Source organism: Vagococcus teuberi, from assembly GCF_001870205.1.
GTDB lineage: Bacteria > Bacillota > Bacilli > Lactobacillales > Vagococcaceae > Vagococcus > Vagococcus teuberi.
Genome location: NZ_CP017267.1, coordinates 1644301 through 1663166 on the forward strand (window position 1 = coordinate 1644301; position 18866 = coordinate 1663166).

Sequence of the window (18866 nt, forward strand, 5' to 3'; positions counted from 1 at the left end):
AAGACAGGAGTGTGGAAAGGCATCACAACAGTTATAAATGCTCGAATTTGTTCTCATCTCTATCGTATGCTAATATAATGTTATGATAATTCTAGGAGGATGATAACATGGTATTAAATAACTTCGATCATTTATTACAAAAATATGCTGAATTAATTACTAAAGTTGGTGTAAATGTATCTAAATCACACACTGTTGTCTTAAATATACAAGTAGAACAAGTACCTCTTGCTCGTTATATTGTTAAAGAAGCATACAAGTTAGGAGCGAAGCAAGTTGTTGTTCAATGGTCAGATGACTTTATAAACAGAGAGTTTTTCTTACATGCTGATGATGACGTTATCTCTAACGTTCCTGACTATAAAATTGAAGAAGCAAATGATTGGGTGGAAAAAGGAGCGAGTCGTATTAGTGTCGTATCTCAAAATCCTGATGCGTTCTCTGGTGTAGATGGAGATCGTTTAGCAACTTTCCAATCAGTAAATGGAAAAGCAATGATGCCACTACGACAAGCAACACAAGCAAACAAATTAAGCTGGACTGTTGTTGCTGCTGCTGGTAGTGACTGGGCAAAAAAAGTATTCCCTGAATTAACATCTAACGAAGAACAAGTTGATGCATTATGGGATGCTATTTTTAAAGCTTGTCGTATGTACGAAACGGATCCTATTGAAGCTTGGCATCATCATGATAAGACGTTAGAAACAAAAGCAGATGAATTAAATGCTCATCAATTTGATGCTCTACATTATACCGCACCTGGTACTGATCTAGTAGTCGGTCTTCCAGAACATCATCATTGGGAAGGTGCTGGCAGTAAAAATGCTCGTGGCGAACGTTTCATGGCAAATATGCCAACTGAAGAAGTCTTTACAGCTCCTGATTGTCGTCGTATTGACGGTATTGTATCAAGCACAAAACCGTTAAGCTATGCTGGAAATACAATTGAAAACATGGTCTTTACATTTAAAGATGGCAAAGTCGTTGATGTCACTGCAGAAAAAGGCGAAGATGTATTGAAAAAATTATTAGAAACAGATGAAGGAGCGAAAAGTTTAGGTGAAGTCGCTCTTGTACCAGATAGCTCTCCAATTTCTCAATCTGGTATTACTTTCTTTAATACTCTTTTTGATGAAAATGCTTCAAATCATTTAGCTTTGGGTAGTGCTTATGCCTTTAATATTGAAGGCGGCACAGAAATGACTGAAGAAGAGCTATCAAAAGCTGGATTAAATCGTAGTCAAACACATGTTGACTTTATGATTGGTTCTAATCAAATGAATATAGATGGTATCAAAACAGATGGTACTAAAGTGCCAATATTCAGAAATGGTGAATGGGCATAAAAAAAGGGCTCTATAATTTCTACTGTTGGTAACAAAAGTTACCGGCAGTTTTTTTGTACACAACAACATGTGATATCCGTTAGAATGAATTGTAAAAAACCAGGAAGATACCACATGTCATATTCACAGACTATCAAAGATATCTTAAATATACTGTATCCTAAATTCTAACGTTTGAACTCTTACCAACACTAGTTGACAAAAAGCCAAAAAAAGTGGGCAGTTTGCCCACTTTTTTAAAATAAATCATCCATTTCTTGGGTTCTTGCTTGTAAATAAGAATCCCCGGATTTTATTTCGTCTATTGCAATAGCCTCTAATGCTCTTGACACTAACCCATCAATATCCAATCGTTCTTCATATTGACGCACTTTTTCTACTTTAGGCTTTGTTTTAGGTTCTGGCGGAGCGAAAATGGTACAGCAATCCTCAAAAGGTAACGTTGCTAAGGTAAATGTATCAATTTTTTCTGCTACTTCTATTATTTCTGATTTATCCATTGTAATAACTGGACGAATAATAGGGGTTGTTGTCACATCATTTATCGCTGTCATGCTTCGCATCGTTTGTGATGCTACTTGCCCAAGAGATTCGCCATTGACAATAGCCAATCCATGACGTATTTCTCTAATTTTGTCAGTCAAACGTAACATGAAACGTCTTGTCACAGTCATCCAATAACCTTGTGGGATACTACGTTTTATTTCTTCTTGAATTTCAGTAAAAGGAACTGTAATAAATTGGATTTTACCTACGTAAGGAGTTAATTTTACAGCTAAATCCTTTGCTTTGTTTAGTGATTGTTCACTTGTATATGGTGGACTATAAAAATGTATTGCTTCAATTTCTACCCCTCGCTTCATCGCTAAATAACCAGCTACAGGTGAATCAATTCCTCCAGAGAGCATTAACATTCCTTTACCACTTGATCCGACTGGCAAACCTGCTGCTCCAAAAATAGTTTCACATGATAAGTATGCCGCTTCATTGCGTACTTCAACTTCTACACGAATATCTGGTTGAACCATTTTCACTTGAATTCCTTCTATTCCATGAAAAATTGCTGCACCAACTTCTTTATTTATATCATTGCTATCCCATATAAATCCTTTGTCAGATCGTCTACTTTGAACTTTAAATGTTTTTCCAGGTTCCCATATATCTTTAACCATTTCCACTGCTGTCTGACAAATCAGTTCAGGATCTTTTTCTATCCGAACGACTGGTGAAAAACTTTGAATACCAAAAATTGGTTCTAGTTGTGTCATTACTTGACGATCATCTTCACCGTTTAATATTAAATGCATTCTATCTCTATCCGATCTAACTTTAACCTTTGGATAACCATGCAGACTCTGTTTGACATTATATGCTAGTTGATTAATAAATATACGTCTGTTTTTTCCTTTTGTTGATAGTTCGCCATAACGAATCATGATTTCTGTTGCTTTCATTGAGTTCCCCTCTTACGAATAGATTTTCGAAAACTTTTTATATAATTGATTAAAAATAACTAAAAATTGTTCGACTTCAGCCATTGTATTTTGATGATTCAAACTTATCCGAACAGCCGTTTCAGCAAATTGATGTGTGACACCCATTGCATGTAAGGTGCTATTATCTGTTTTTTGGCGACTTGAACATGCACTAGTCGTTGAAATATAGATGTCTTTTTCTTCTAATGCGTGAACTAAGACTTCACCACGTACTTTTTTTAAGCCAAACGTTAAAATATGAGGAGCTGATTTTTCTACATCTAATGAAGAAAATAATGTGACATGGTCATATTTATTTAATCCATTAGCAAGAGCATTTTTAAGTTGGCGAATATTTCTTTCCTTTATATCCTGGTCGTCAGTTGCTATGCGCAACGCTTTAGCCATCGCAACAATAGCAGGTGTATTTTCAGTTCCACTTCTTTTATTTCGTTCTTGTCCACCACCAGTTAGTAAAGGAGATAGTTTAGCACCATTACGCCAATAAATAAACCCAATGCCTCTTGGACCTTGAAATTTATGTGCTGAAAATGTCATAAAATCAACTCGACTAGTTAAAAAAGTCTCTACTGGTAATTTAGTAATAGCTTGCACAGCGTCTACATGATAATGAATTGATGGATACTTTTCAAGTAACTCACTAATTTTCCTTATTCGTTGGATCATCCCAACTTCACTATTCACCACCACTGTGGATACTAAAATCGTCTCATCCGATAATAGTTTTTCCAATTCAGCTAAATCAATCAATCCTTCTCTATCGACGGGACAAAATGATACTTTAAAGCCAAGTTCTGCTAATTGTTTGGCTGTATTCGCCACGGATGGATGCTCTACATTTGATACGATAATATGATTACCAAAAGGACGTTTTTCAATTGCTGTTCCTTTTAAAACCCAGTTATTACCCTCTGTCCCTCCACTGGTAAAAAAGATTTCAGTTGAGTCTACTCCCAAAATATCCGCAATTTGTTGACGTGACTTTTCTAAAAGGACAGAAGACTGCTGACCTAACCTGTGTAAACTAGAAGGATTCCCTATAAAACGCTGACTTACCTTATTATACGTATCAAGTACTTGTGGATGAATCATGGTTGTCGCACTATTATCAAAATATATCATATCGTCACTCTTTCTAAAAAAATTCACTACTCATTATAACGTGCTACTTATAAATCATCAACTAAGCTAATTTGCTCATAAAAAAAACCAAGAAAACAAACATGCTTTCTTGGTTTTTCTAAACTCTTAGATTGTTGTCTCTTTATTATCAAAATAATATTTTCTAATACGGTCTGTTGCTCCTGGTTCGATTCGTTCAATCGCTTCAGAAATAACATCCAAAGCATCTTTGTACTGATGCTCTCTTGAGAATAAACTCAAACTGCGATCAATTGCGTGTTTTATATCTGGATGAGAGAAACGGAAACGGTTAGCGTACTGAATCATTTGTTCAGTTAATGTTGAACTATCAATCAACTCATTCGTTTTTTCACGAAGCGTGCGCATGTCTTCATCACATACAGCAACTAAGTGATCGATATGATTCATATCTATTCTAATTTTATTAAGCTCTTGGCTTAGTTCTTCGATTCGTTCTCCAGTTACAAAGAAAAACTCTAAGTAACTGCTTGGTATTCCAGGTAAGCGTTGTTTTTCAACATAACGTTTTAACATACGCAATTCTAATTCATAGTCATCAATTTTTTCGATTGCCTTACGTTCTCTCGGAGCAAAATCCTTGATAGAGCGGCTAATCTCAACTTGCCCATTTTCGATATCTTTTAATTGGGCTAGACTCTCGCGGTAAAAAGAAGCTACTTGTGAGAAGATTGCTTCTTTATTTTTCATTTTTTCTTCAGTTTCGTCAAATTCTTTTTGTATTTCTTCCATCTGAGCTTGGAAGCCTCTGACACTTCCCAATTCATTGTTATTTAATATATAACTTTGAGAAACGTGATCCAATTCAATCATTAATAGATGATTGTTCTTGTCAGCATGTTCTAAAAGGCTCGTTAATTTTGCTTTGTTATCATTTACGTAAACTCGAGAAGAAATTTCTTTCTCCATGATGTCATATAAATGATCAATTTCTTTAGCAATTTCCGTATTTAATTTTGAAACATTTTCAATTTCTAATTTTTCTAAATTAGATAATGTTGCATCAACTTTCGTTTCTAATTTCTCAACATTAACCGCTACGATGTCATTTTCAAACACGTAGTGATCTTTTTTCAATGTTTCGTAACCTTCTTTTATTTCCTTTAATTGTTTTGGAAATACATTTGTTAATGTATCAACTAAAGGAGGTATTTGCTCAACAATTCCTTGAATTTCGTATGTTCTCTTTTCAGCATTTTCTAATACAGTACGAGCTTCCATAGGGTCACCAGCTGTATTTAATGCAACAAATTGAGTAAAATCGCGTTCAACATTTTGAATTTGTTTTTCAAGTTCATTATAAGATACACCGTATTTTTCTGGGTTTTCAGAAACGGTATCGCTAATTGACTCGTAAGCATCTAATGCTTTTTGGACTGCTTCAGAGTTACGTTCTTCACTTTCACGTAATTCTTTCAGACCTTGACGGATTTCTTCAACTTCTTTTTCCATGCCGTCTAACGTGTCATTTGCTTCAACGATGGCTTCTTTCGCCTTCATTAATCGGTATGTCTCATTTAAATTTTCAATTTCAAAAATTAGGCTTTCTAATTCAGCAAAAGATATGGTAGATATATCAATCCATTTTTGGTTCCATTCCCTAAACGTGTTTTGGCTTTGGCCTACTAAGTGCATTTTTTTTATTTCATCCACTTCTTCAAGAACTGGTAAATCGAATAACGCTATTTTACGTTGTTCTAATTCCTCCAATTTATCTTGATTTCTGCGTTTCATCAAGAACGCAACTAGGTAAGCTGCTACTGCTAGGATAATTACAAAAAGTAATACCCATAACCAGGTTTTAGTATTCATGAAATTTCCTCCATATATGTTTGTGACCACTACCCTTTCGACTCACCAGAAATACGAGGGCTAAATGCCTAGTACAAGTACACTTAAAACCTCTTTTTCATACAATTGATCAATATATTAGAAAATTTACATCTAAGAAAGATTATAGCACATTCACTACTTTCTATCACTAGTTTATTCTAAAAAAGTCATCTTTTCATTCTATGACTTTTAAAGTTTAATCATATGATTGCTGTACCTGTTTAAGTATAACTTATCTATTAAACCTTTAGCAATTAAAAAGACAAATTTTATTTCTTTACTTAATTTATAAGACATTTAGTTGAAATAAACAAAAAATATCCCAACGTCATAATGATGTCTTCTACTCATTACGTTGGGGATAATAAACTTGGTCAATATAGTTAAATAAATTTGATTGTCTCAGATACTGAGATAGCCGAATCAAGTGATTGTATAACTGGGCAATTTTTACTAATTAGTTTTAAAGCACGACGAGCTCTTTCTTGGTCTTCATCAGCTACTTTCACCTCAAATGTCATATCAATGCTTTCAATAGGTTTACTTTGTTTTTCTTGGTTTCTTGTATACTTTACTGATACTGTCTTAAAGGTGTACGATATGTTTGACTTATTCAAAATCGATTGATACACATATGCACCACACCCTGCGACAGATGCCAACAACATTTGGATAGGTGAATAGCCTTCTTCTTTTAGTAACACCCAGTTACCAGACTCAAATGGTAATTCTATCCCATTTTTTCCTTGAATTAATTTGATTATTTGGTTAGTCATTATTTAGTCTCCTTTGCTACAAAATGATCTTTATCTACTTCTACCCAATATATATCATTAGATGGATTAATTGTATCAATAGTTAGTATACTATCACTTCGATAAGATTGACGTGCTTTGATTGGGTCTGGTATTGGAATAGATGCTAATAATCGTTTTGTATATTCATGCTGAGGATTTTTAAAAATCTCCTCTGTAGGCCCTAATTCCACAATTTTTCCTAAATACATAACAGCAATACGATCTGATATATAACGAACCATTGACAAATCGTGTGAAATAAACAGATAAGTTAATGATTTTTTCTTTTGTAGATCCATCATTAAATTAATAATCTGTGCTTGAATAGAAACATCTAACGCCGATATAGGCTCATCACATAAAATAAAATCCGGATTGACTGCTACAGCTCTAGCAATACCTATCCTTTGTCGCTGACCTCCACTAAACTCCCTCGGGTACTTGTAAATAGTTGAGCCAGTCAATCCAACTTGTTCAAGTATTTCTTGCGCCTTGCTTAGCGCCTCTTCTTTACTATATAATAAATTTAATGGTTCGAGAACTATTTCAATAGCTGTCATCCTTGGGTTTAGAGAAGAATATGGATCCTGAAAAATAATCTGCATGTCTTTACGGATCAATTTTTTCTCTTCTTTTGATATTTTTTTAAGAGATTGATTTTTAAAATATATCTCACCTTCATCAATTTCTTCCAGTTGAAGTATACTTCTTCCTAAAGTAGTTTTACCGCTTCCGGATTCTCCAACTAAACCAAGTGTTTCTCCTTTCCGAATAGTCAATGAGACATCATCTATAGCTTTAACAACAGTATCCGTTTGACCAAATGCATTTTTTACTAAAAAAGTTTTTTGTACATTTTCTATTTTAATTAAATCAACCATTGATTATCCTTTCCTTAGTACTCGGTGAGTATCAGATATTTTTTTCATAGACCCTCTATTCTTAATACTTCCACCAACTAACTTACTATTTAATGAGTAAAGTCTTTCATCTTTATTTCCGTTTGGTATAGCTTTTAATAATTCTTTCGTGTACCAGTGTTGAGCATTGTAAAATATTTCGTCAGTTTTTCCTTCTTCTACAATTTCACCATCATACATAACAATGATACTTTGACACATTCCAGCAACTATTCCAAAATCATGAGTCACTAAAATAACTGATAATTTTTCTTCTTTTTGTAAGTCACGTATTAGATGTAAAATTTGTGCTTGAACTGTTACATCTAAAGCAGTTGTTGGTTCGTCTGCAATCAATAATAAAGGTTTTGATAAAAGTGCCATAGCTATCATGATTCTTTGACGCATACCTCCTGATAATTCATGTGGATACTGGGTCATTCGTTTCTCAGGTAGCAAAATTCCCACTTCATTTAGCTTAGCCACAGCTATTTTTTCGGCTTCTTTTTTTGAGGTTTTCTTTTGTCGTTGTACAACCTCTATTAAATGATATCCTATAGTTCGTAATGGATTCAACGCCGTCATTGGGTCTTGAAAAATCATTGATATAGGTAATTTACTTTTTTCTTTATTATTCAGAGATATATCATCAAACATAAATTCATCATATTTTAATTTTGCATTATCCGGTAAAAGATTCATAATGGCTTTCATCGAAATACTTTTACCGCTCCCAGATTCTCCAACTATCCCAACAATCTCTCCTCTTGGAATTTCCAAATCAATTCCACGAATTATTTCTTGGGTTGGTTCATCTTTTTTTACAAAATCGACTTCTAGATTCTTTATTGTTAGTATATTACTTTTTTTCATCACTATTCCTCCACCATTGTGACATCTCGTAAAAAATTTCCTAAATTATTAAAAGAATAAACAGTCATTATAATAAATAATCCAGGTAATATTGCCATATGAGGTGATTGTTGTAAACTACTTTGTGCATTTTGTAATAAACTTCCCCATGAAGCAACTGGAGGTTGAATCCCAATTCCTAAAAAACTAAGTGCCGATTCTGTCATAATAGCTCCTGATATGCTACCGGTTGCTGCTACAATTAATGTAGATAACACAGCTGGAAAAATGTGACGACGAATAATTTTTCCGTTCTTTTCGCCAATGAATTGAGCATAAACGACATAATCTCTTTGTTTTATTGATAGTGTCTCAGCTCTGATTAATCGTGCTATGCTCATCCATGAAAAACAACCTATCACAAAAATAATGGTAACTAACCCAGGTTTCAATAATACACTCAACACTATTACCAAAACTAGCCAGGGAATTGAAGACAATATATCTACGAACCTCATAAATAAACTATCAATCCATCCACCAAAATATCCTGATACTAGACCAATTATTGTGCCTATAGTCGTTGAAGCCAGCATTGCTAAGACACCAACAATAAGTGAAATTCTCCCACCATATATTACTCTAATAAAGTAATCTCTACCTATTTCATCAGTACCAAAAATATGTCTAGCATTTGGACTTGAAGACATATTAGAAACATCGGTGTGATTAGGATCAATGGGAATTAATGGAGCAAATAGCGCTAAAAGAAGTAACAAGAGAAGGAAAATAATAGATATCCAGTAACTCGGGTGTTTTTTTAATACCCTCATTCTTTTTTCTATTGCTTTCATTTTATACCTCCTTGCCTGATTCGTGGATCTACTATCGTGTACAATACATCTGACAATAAATTACCTAGAATTACTAACGTTGCAGAAAGTAACATGACTGCCATAATAACTGGATAATCCAAACTTTTTGTAGCAGACATAAGAAACGGTCCTATGCCTGGCCATCCAAAAATACTTTCCGTTATAATAGCTCCTGTTACTAGCATCGGTAATGCTAAACCAACTTGTGTCACAATTGGAAGTAAAACGTTTTTACTAACATGTCTAAAGAAAATTTCTTTTTTTGTTGCCCCAAATGCTCTTTGTACCATTACATAATCTTCTGATAATTGAAGTAGCGTTGATGAACGAACGTAACGTGTTAAATTTGGGAAAAAGGCTACTACAAGTACCATATATGGCATGATAAAGTGTTGTAAAAAATCCAATAAAGAGTCTTCTTTTCCAACAGTATGCATACCAATAATAGGTAGCAATCAAAACGATATCCTAAAAAATATATTATAATCATCGCAAACCAAAAAGTAGGCATAGAAATTCCTATTGAACAAATACCATCGATTAATTGGTCTACAAATTTTCCTTTATTAGCTCCTGCAACTAATCCTAATACTATAGAAAGAATTAAAGCTGTAACATAAGCCGGTAATACTAGTTTTATAGTGTTCGGTATTCGTATCATTAACTCATCTCCGATATTTGCTTGACTAACTAAAGAATGTCCAAAATCGCCACTAATTATTTGTTTTAACCATAGTACATACTGAACCATAAATGGTTCATCTAATCCATATCGTGCACGTATAATATCAATAGTTTCTTGTGACATATTTGGTGTTGTAATAGCATCAATAGCGTCATACGGTGCTATATGTATCATTGAAAAAACAATAAAAGAAACTATAAGTAACAAAGGGATAACTTGTACCATTCGTTTTAAAATATATTTACCCAAATTCACACATCCTTTATGTAATAACTAGACTTATTTAAATTTTAAACATTTTTAGAAAAAAATTCACAGGCCGAATTTTTCTGAGTAGACATGAAACTAAGTCTCAGGTAATTATCGTGCCTGTGAAGCTTCTATTACTTTATTCTATTGTTAATTTTGATAAGTCTTCAAATGTATAGATTGGAACTAAACCAGCTTCTTCAACATGACTAATTGCCTTATTTGTTGCTAAAACCTTGCGATTATCAACAATCGGATAAAATACTGCATCATTTGCAATTTGTTGTTGTAACTTTACATAAATTTCTTTTCGTTTGTTTTTATCCATTTGGATGGCACCATTATCGAATAGCTTATCGGTCACTTCACTATTGTATTGGAAGTAATTAGATGCTCCATCAGAAGCAAATAACCTTGAATATAAGTCAGGGTCATTTCCCATTATGTATCCCCCATAAACAAATCATATTTAGTTGAACCTGGTTTTTTTAATTCTGTAAAGATAGCTGCTCCATCTCCTCCAGCTAACTCAACAGTAATACCTGCTTTTTGAAGCTGTTGTTGTATCAAAGTAGCTTGAATTTTTTGAACGGGATCATCTGATGAAAAAGCTAGATTAAGATTGACCGATTCTACCCCTGCTTCTTTTAATAAATTTTTTGATTTCTCAATACTAGTTTCATATTTTTCTACATCTTCTGTTGAAAACGGATTTGCTGGTGGTAATATCGAGTACACATTTTCATAGTATTTATCCGACAAATATCCTGCCTTATTTAATTCATCTTTATTTAATGCATATAAAACAGCCTGTCTCACCTTAACATCTTTCAGAGTATCAGAAGCATTATTAAGCCCCATGTATCCTACACGATTCTCACTGTACTCATATGTTTTTAAATCATCGCCATCTAATTCTTTGATATCATTAGGTAAAACAAAAGAAGCATCTATTTCACCTTTTTTTAAAGCTAATTTGGTAGTATCTGCATTACTTATTATTCTAAAAGTCACCTTAGGTATTGACGGTTTGCCACCATAATACGAGTCATTTGCTTCAAATTGAATGTATTCACCACGTTTATATTTAGTTTGTTTATAAGGTCCAGTTCCAACTGGATTAGCTTTTAACTCATTCGCCGTAAAATCGGGTTCGCTTTTAAATATATGCTCAGGAATAATATATGTTTCTGTTGCGATATTATTAATTGCTGCTGCACTCACAGAAGGTAAATTAAATTTAACAGTTGCTTCATCAATCTTTTCTATGGTGATGGGTTTATCTCCTACCCATAAATTATCTGAATTTCCATTCTCTTTCTTAACTTTTTCACCATATGTAAACACAACATCATCAGCAGTAAAATCCTCACCATCCGACCATTTTATATTATCTTTTAACTTAACAATTAAAGATTTCCCATCAGTTGCTGGTTCTAAACTCTCCGCTAGTTCCATTTTTTGACTACCGTCACCTTCAATTCTAACTAGTGGGGAATAAATCATATTTGTGACAGTCAATCCCCAACGATCACTCGTAGTTATAGGGTTTAATGATGTGGGATCCCCACTAATTGCATAAGTAAACGTATCTTTGTCTTTTTTACTATTTGCTTCTGTTGATTTAGTTGTACCATTGTCGCTCTTACACCCTGTTAAAGCAAACGTCGCTAATACTACTGCCCCTAAAACCCATTTTTTCTCCATCAAATCTCTCCTTTTTACATGACTAATTGATTTAAAGGATCTTTTAATCATTTTTTAATAGTCTACAGTATAGCGAATAACTTTAGTATCTGTCAATTAAATACTTATTTTTAGTACAAATGTTTTCCATTAGTTTATTTACTACGTTTTTTATAATTACTTTTTACAAGTTTAATATTTAATTATTTTAATACCATTATCCTCACTTTATCTATTTATTATTTTCATTTAAAATAATAATTACTTTTAGCAAAATACAATCTTTTAAAGTAATCTAAATCCTCACTTAAAATAAATTAATAATTTTTTTAATAACGCCAATTATAAAATTAAGCTAGACAACTAAATAAATCATTTGTGACACACTCAAATTGTATTTCCGACCAAAGAAAACAATGAGAACGATCACAAATGACCTGTACACATCTTAATACAGATGAACTCATTTTAATAGAATCATATTATTACCAAAATAAGAAAGTAATGTTTGTTGCTAAACAATTGAAACGATTATCTATATGTCTATAACGCATTAAACGGTGGGTAATCCATTCTTGACTATTTTAAATTGATATCTATTTTTCTGATTCTGGAATCCCATCCCAAAGAGGTTTAAACGGACATTATAATGGATTACTACGTCAAGATGGATTACCTAAAAATGGATTTAATCGAATTTGATGTTACACTCATTCATTCTGTTGTTTCAAGAAGAAATAATATTTCTAGAAAATCATTAACCTATAAAACACCGTTAGAAATCTTTTTAAGTTATATAGACAGGGATATTTCGTCTATCTTAATTTGAAAAAATAAATAATAAAAAAATATGACATTTTTAATCAATTTATTTTACAAATTAAAGTGGAACTAATTTTTAAAATGCTGGAATAGCTGTTTTACTATGTTCTTTTTCGATATATTCTTTCACTGCTTTACTTGCCATCGCTTTTTTCAAAGCTTTAATTTTTTCAGAATCTTGATTGTCTTCTCTTGCAACTAATGAGATTGCAAATCTTTCATCTACTGTATTTTCTAATAAAATGGCATCATCTGGAGTTAAGCTAACTTTTGCAATGTAAGCTGGATAGTTGTAAACCATCGCCACATCTTTTTCGTTATAAGCTTCTGCTAAGTTTAATAAATCAACTGATAAAAATTCAATTTGTTTTGGATTTTTTTCAATATCTTTCAGTGTTCCATTAAAGCCAACACCATCTTTTAACTTAATTAATCCTTGCTCATTTAAAATCGCTAATGCACGGCCTTCATTTGAAACGTCACTTGGAATAGCAATTTTCGCTTTATCAGGAATCTCATCAACTGATTTATAGTCTTTTGAATAGTAACCAACTTTTGCATTATAAATAGGTTGAATCACCACTAAGTTTGCATCTTTTTCTTGGTTAAATTTCATCATATATGGTTTGTGTTGTGCGAAATTCGCATCAACTTCTTTATTTTTTAACATTTCATTGTACTGGATGTTATCTGTTACTTGAACCAATTCAACATCCCATCCATCTTTTTTTGCTTCTTCTTTTGCGACATTGACAATATCAGTCATTGGTGGTGCTTGAGAAGCTACTTTGATGATTTTATCTTCTTTTGGTTTTTCTTCTTTTTTACTTTCTTCTGCTTTTCCACATGCTACTAACCCTAATGTTAAACCTAACAACATCACATATTTAAAACTTTTTTTCATTATGACAACGTCCTTTTATCTAATTTTTTTGCTATTTTATACCCTACTAATTGAATCAATCCAACTAACACAATCATGATGACGATAGCAAGCATCATCACGATGTATTCATAACGTTGATAGCCATACCGTATGGCGAAGTCTCCAATTCCTCCACCACCAACTACTCCCATTACAGTCGAATAAGATACCAAACTAATTAACATCGATGTCGCACTTAATACCAAACCACTTCTTGCTTCAAGCCATAAAAAATGATACACGTGTTGCCATCTTGTCACACCTAATGACTCTGATAAGATGAGCACACTTTTAGGAATATCTAATAACACTTGTTCACATAGTCTTGCGAAAATAGCAATTGCTACTAAACTAAGTGAAACGGATGCTGATTTTGGGCCAAATCCTGTCCCAACCATCACACGTGTCAAAGGAATCAATGTTACAACCAATAATAAAAATGGAAATGAGCGAATAATATTAACATAACTTGATGAGATATTATAGAGACATCTTTGTTGCCATGTTTCTTTTTTGCGACATAGAAATAGTACAGTCCCTATTATCAAACCAAACACCATACCAAATACCATGCTCACACCAATCATATACATCGTCTGTTTAAGAGCTAACACTAATTCTGGTAAATAAATCATCGCATCTTTTAAAGATGTCATTCACTCAACCTCCTAAAGGCTTTGGTTGGGTATGAATAACACTCTACCTCATCTTGACTATGATTCACCTCAACGATATGACTAATTTGACCTTTATCTAATATCAAGCATTCATCACAAAAAGATTTCACTTTATCTAAATCATGACTCACAAAAATGATGGTGGGCTGGTAGTCATCATGCACGTCTCTTAAAATTTGCAAGATTAGCTGGGCATTATACTCATCTAACGCACTTGTTGCTTCATCTAACAAAATATATTTTGGCTTTGTCACTAAAGCTCTTGCCAACGCAACACGTTGTTTTTGTCCACCACTTAACATTGATGGGTAAACAGTTGCATAGTCTAGTAACCCAACTTTTTCCAACCAAAAAAGAGCTTGTGATTTATCTTTAATACCTTTTAGTTTTAGAGGTAAATGACTGTTTTCTAAAACGGTTAGATTATTAAGCAAATGATAATCTTGAAAGATCATACCCATTTGCTGTTTGAGAATACTCTTTTGTTTCCTTGTTAAGTCACGACAATCGACACCGTCTATCCAAAACTTTCCACCATCTATTGATGTACTTAAATTTAATATACTCAATAACGTTGATTTTCCCGAACCACTTTCACCTACAACCCCATAGATGACACCATTTTTTATAGTTAATGAGATATTTTCCAAACTAAATTCCCCATAGACTTTTCTTACTTGATTTAACTGAATCACTTTTAATACTCCTTTACGTATACGGTACTGCTTATCGACATCACACATAGTAAAGGCTCTAAAACAAAAACGCAAAGCTATCAGAAAAAAAGAAGAAGATAACACAATGGTCATCTTCTTCTAACGATTTAAATGATTGATAGGCTTGACTTTATAAATAACGTATCAAGTTTTTATACATACAATTTTGTTTTTTAGTGAACTATTTAAAACAAATTTAATTGAGTTGGATTTAGTCCTTGATACTCAATTTTTAATTTGTCTTTTAGTATTAAGGCGTTTTCTCCTGCATCGCCACCTGAATTATTATTAAACACCACAACCACTTTTTTAGCTTTTATTTTTTCTATCTCTTTTGCTAGCTCATTTAGTTCTTCATCAGAATAACAATAGAGCGTACGTTTTTTCCGCCAGTCACTCGATTTTTCTGCCCAATAGCGTTTATTTCTACCATGAAGTCGTACATACGCGTAATCTGGTGTTGTGACTTCAGATAAAAAAGGAACTGAATGATGCACAACTTGTGGTTCATCAACACTCACCAATGTGTAATGATACTGAGTCATAAATTGCATCATCTCTTTTTTCACTGACTCACTGTACCAAGTGCTACTTCGAAACTCTACAGCCATTGGATACTCTTTGAATCGTTCTCTCAACTGACGAAGATAGGTTACATTTTCTTTATTACAAATAAAGTAACTAGGGAACTGACACAAAATGGTAGAGAGACGTTTTTGCTGAACTAAGGGTTCTAAAAATAATTTGAACGCTTCATCCATTTCTTTTTCATCCTGATAATACTCTTCTAACTTTGCATGTTTTGTCATGACTTTAAACGCCTTGATGCTAAAAGAAAAATTATTTGGTGTCTTATTTATCCAATTTTCACTGACTGTTGATGCTTTTATCCCGTAAAAAGACGTATTCATTTCCACCACTGGAAATAGTGACGCGTAATCAGATAATGTTAAAAATGATTTATTCAGTAATTTTCCGTGTTCTCTAAACGTCGTTAACCCAATTTCTATCATGTTATGTCATCCTTTTTCTATAAAAAAAGTATCAGATCATATGACCTGATACTAGTTAATGCGAGAAAAGGGACTTGAACCCTCACGAAGAATACTCTTCACAAGATCCTTAGTCTTGCTCGTCTGCCAATTCCGACATTCTCGCTAATCGTAGTGTTATTCTACCATACATCCTTGGTTTTTTTCCACTACATTTTAGTTATTTTGATAAATAATGTAATTTTCCGCCACATTGACAGCGGTACTTTGATAAATTCAATCGTTTTTTACGTTGAAATGTTTTCTTACACTTGGAACATTCTATAAGATAGACTTTTCTTTCTGGTGGTTCACGAAGTTGTGGGGTAAACCTTAAACCATCAACTTGTTTAAGTAGTTCTTTAAACTCTTTTTCTTTATGCTTATACCCTCTATTTTCTATATGTAAATGATAATGGCATAACTCATGTTTAATAATACCGATTAAAACCTCCTCATCATAGACATCTAAAATAGCTGGATTAAAATCTAACTGGTGAGAAGATAAATGATATCTCCCACCAGTTGTTTTCAATCTTTTATTAAAAGAAGCTTGATGAAGAAATGGTTTATCAAAATACATTAGAGACGTTTTTTCTACTAAAGTCTGTAATTCACCATCGTTCACCTAGTGTCACTCCTTATTTTTGAGTTGGTTCAATCATTGTCAGTGTGATGCGTTGTTTTTGTACGTCCACATCTACTATCCACACTGTTACAACATCTCCAACTGCCACGACATCTGTTGGATGCTTAATGTATGATTGGCTTAATTTTGAGATATGAACTAAACCATCTTGTTTCACTCCAATATCCACAAATGCACCAAAATCAACTACGTTTCTGACAGTCCCTTCTAACTGCATGCCTGGTTTCAAATCTTCCATTTTAAGAATATCTTTTCTTAAAAGTGGTGCAGCTAAATCATCACGCATATCACGTCCAGGTTGTCTTAACGCACTAATCACATCTTCAAGTGTTTCTTTACCAACTGATAATGTCTCACTCATTTTTTCAACAGAAACGGTTTCTAATTTGGCGTTGGTTTCCTCAGTACCAATTTCAGACATATCAATCGCTAATTCTTTTAATAATTGTTTTACTAATCCATAACTTTCAGGGTGAATACCTGTTGTATCTAAAATATTTTTAGCATTTGGAATACGTAAAAATCCAATTGATTGCTCGTATGCTTTTGGTCCTAAGCGTGGCACTTTTTTCAAGTTAGTACGGCTAGTAAATTCACCATTTTCTTCACGATAAATGACAATATTTTTAGCCGTTGTTTTGTTTAATCCAGCCACGTGTTGCAATAATTGGGCACTGGCTGTATTAACATTGACACCTACTTGGTTCACTACCATTTCCACAACAAAATCCAATTGTTCTCCCAAGCGTTTTTGAGAAACATCATGTTGGTATTGACCAACACCAACTGCTTTTGGATCAATTTTTACAAGTTCTGCTAATGGATCTTGCAAACGTCGTCCGATACTAACAGCACTTCTTTCTTCAACTTGTAACTCAGGAAACTCTTCTCTAGCTGTGTCACTTGCTGAGTAAACGGATGCTCCTGCCTCATTAACAATCACATAAAAAACAGGACGTTTCATTTCTTTCAGGCACTCTGAAACGAATGCTTCAGATTCACGGCTAGCCGTTCCATTTCCTATAGCGACCATTTCAACTTTGTATTCATCTAATAATTTAATAAACTCAGGTTTAGCTTCTTCACGTTTTTTAGCATTAGCTGGTTTATGTGGATAAATGACATGCACAGCCAATAATTTACCTGTTGGGTCAACAATAGCTAGCTTACATCCTGTACGATAAGCCGGGTCAAACCCTAATACAACTTTCCCTTTTAAAGGAGGTTGCAATAAGAGATTTTTTAGATTTTCTCCAAAAATCGAGATGGCTTGTTCATCTGCTTTTTCCGTTAATTCATTACGTATTTCACGCTCAATTGCCGGTGCTATAAATCGTTTGTAACTATCTTCATAGGCTGCACGTATAAATGGTGTGGCAACACTTGTTTCACTCTTAACTAAATGGCGTTCAAAATATTGGAACACTCGGTTGCTATCAATTTCAATCGAAACTTTCAGGACACCTTCTTTTTCACCACGATTTGTTGCCAACACTCTATGAGATACCATTTTTTTCATAGGTTCAGAAAAGTCATAGTACATCTCATAGACACTTTTTTCATCTAATGATTTATCTTTTTCTTTTGTTGTATAAAGGCCTGTTTGTTTCGTCATATCACGTAACCATTCACGATAAGATGGTTCATCGCTAATCACTTCTGCAATGATTTCATGTGCTCCAGTTAACGCATCTTCAGATGTCTTAATTTCTTTTTCTTTGTTAATGTATTTAGCCGCTTCTTCTTCTACAGACCCATTTTCTGGAAAAGTCAGTAACCACTCGGCTAATGGTTCAAGACCATTTTCTTTTGCAATAGTCGCCTTAGTACGACGTTTTTGTTTAAATGGGCGATACAAATCTTCCACTCGTTGCATTTTTTTTGCTGCATTAATTTTTTTCTCTAGGTCTTTTGTTAGCTTTCCTTGTTCGCTAATCAGTCTGATAACTTCTTCTTTACGTTTTACCAAACCTTCTATATAGGCGTGACGTTCTTCAATTTCTCTAATCTCAACTTCATCTAGACTTCCTGTTTGTTCTTTACGGTAGCGCGCAATAAAAGGAACCGTATTCCCTTCACTTAATAAGTGTAATACAGTCTCAATTTGTTTTCTTTTTATATTCGGTAATTCTTTTTCTAAAATGTCAAATACTTGTGTGTCTTGCAT

At 33.4% G+C, this 18866-nt stretch carries 14 protein-coding genes, 1 tRNA gene and 3 pseudogenes; 2 read left to right on the plus strand and 16 right to left on the minus strand.

The window, feature by feature from the left end:
* The first annotated feature begins 107 nt into the window (after positions 1–107).
* Positions 108–1346 carry an aminopeptidase gene (locus BHY08_RS07925; RefSeq protein WP_071457358.1) on the plus strand — a complete coding sequence of 413 codons (1239 nt, stop codon included), beginning with the start codon at positions 108–110 and terminating at the stop codon, positions 1344–1346.
* A gap of 236 nt (positions 1347–1582) precedes the next feature.
* Here BHY08_RS07925 and thiI read toward each other — a convergent pair whose 3' ends face one another.
* From thiI to BHY08_RS07970, 9 genes and pseudogenes are all read right to left on the minus strand, one after another.
* Entirely contained in the window at positions 1583–2800 is a 1218-nt protein-coding gene (gene thiI / locus BHY08_RS07930; RefSeq protein WP_071457359.1) for a tRNA uracil 4-sulfurtransferase ThiI, read from the minus strand.
* Positions 2801–2812: 12 nt separating this feature from the next.
* Positions 2813–3964, minus strand: coding sequence for a cysteine desulfurase family protein (locus BHY08_RS07935; protein WP_071457360.1), 1152 nt, complete (start codon positions 3962–3964; stop codon positions 2813–2815).
* A gap of 126 nt (positions 3965–4090) precedes the next feature.
* Positions 4091–5815 (minus strand): septation ring formation regulator EzrA, encoded by a 1725-nt coding sequence (locus BHY08_RS07940; RefSeq protein WP_071457361.1) that lies wholly within the window; start codon positions 5813–5815, stop codon positions 4091–4093.
* Between the two features lie 404 nt (positions 5816–6219).
* Positions 6220–6612 (minus strand): OsmC family protein, encoded by a 393-nt coding sequence (locus tag BHY08_RS07945; protein ID WP_071457362.1) that lies wholly within the window; start codon positions 6610–6612, stop codon positions 6220–6222.
* Positions 6612–7514, minus strand: a complete 903-nt coding sequence (locus BHY08_RS07950; RefSeq protein WP_071457363.1) for an ABC transporter ATP-binding protein — start codon at positions 7512–7514, stop codon at positions 6612–6614. Before BHY08_RS07950 ends, BHY08_RS07945 begins: the two co-directional genes overlap by 1 nt.
* A gap of 3 nt (positions 7515–7517) precedes the next feature.
* Complete coding sequence (locus BHY08_RS07955) at positions 7518–8405, minus strand: ABC transporter ATP-binding protein (protein ID WP_071457364.1); 888 nt, start codon at positions 8403–8405, stop codon at positions 7518–7520.
* Positions 8406–8407: 2 nt separating this feature from the next.
* Positions 8408–9238, minus strand: a complete 831-nt coding sequence (locus tag BHY08_RS07960) for an ABC transporter permease (protein WP_071457365.1) — start codon at positions 9236–9238, stop codon at positions 8408–8410.
* Positions 9235–10193: pseudogene (locus BHY08_RS07965) on the minus strand (ABC transporter permease). The gene BHY08_RS07960 and the pseudogene BHY08_RS07965 overlap by 4 nt, the downstream one beginning before the upstream one ends.
* 139 nt (positions 10194–10332) lie before the next feature.
* Positions 10333–11900: pseudogene (locus tag BHY08_RS07970) on the minus strand (ABC transporter substrate-binding protein).
* 567 nt (positions 11901–12467) lie between these two features.
* Between BHY08_RS07970 and BHY08_RS11020 the strand changes: the two are divergent.
* Positions 12468–12708, plus strand: a pseudogene (locus BHY08_RS11020) (IS30 family transposase); the annotation flags it as partial.
* A gap of 69 nt (positions 12709–12777) precedes the next feature.
* Here BHY08_RS11020 and BHY08_RS07975 read toward each other — a convergent pair.
* The 7 genes from BHY08_RS07975 to BHY08_RS08005 form a co-directional block, all read right to left on the minus strand.
* Complete coding sequence (locus BHY08_RS07975; protein ID WP_071457366.1) at positions 12778–13605, minus strand: MetQ/NlpA family ABC transporter substrate-binding protein; 828 nt, start codon at positions 13603–13605, stop codon at positions 12778–12780.
* Complete coding sequence (locus tag BHY08_RS07980; protein ID WP_071457367.1) at positions 13605–14282, minus strand: methionine ABC transporter permease; 678 nt, start codon at positions 14280–14282, stop codon at positions 13605–13607. The genes BHY08_RS07975 and BHY08_RS07980 overlap by 1 nt, the downstream gene beginning before the upstream one ends.
* Positions 14279–14998: an ABC transporter ATP-binding protein gene (locus BHY08_RS07985; protein WP_071457368.1), complete on the minus strand. Its 720-nt coding sequence runs from the start codon at positions 14996–14998 to the stop codon at positions 14279–14281. The genes BHY08_RS07980 and BHY08_RS07985 overlap by 4 nt, the downstream gene beginning before the upstream one ends.
* Positions 14999–15204: 206 nt before the next feature.
* Positions 15205–16032, minus strand: a complete 828-nt coding sequence (locus BHY08_RS07990; RefSeq protein ID WP_071457369.1) for a DUF72 domain-containing protein — start codon at positions 16030–16032, stop codon at positions 15205–15207.
* Between the two features lie 59 nt (positions 16033–16091).
* Positions 16092–16177: transfer RNA gene (locus BHY08_RS07995), tRNA-Leu, on the minus strand.
* A 54-nt stretch (positions 16178–16231) separates the two neighbouring features.
* On the minus strand, positions 16232–16678 hold the full coding sequence (locus tag BHY08_RS08000) for a SprT family protein (protein ID WP_071457370.1): 447 nt from the start codon (positions 16676–16678) through the stop codon (positions 16232–16234).
* 13 nt (positions 16679–16691) lie between these two features.
* A complete protein-coding gene (locus tag BHY08_RS08005) occupies positions 16692–18866 on the minus strand; it encodes a Tex family protein (protein ID WP_071457371.1) in 2175 nt (724 codons plus the stop codon).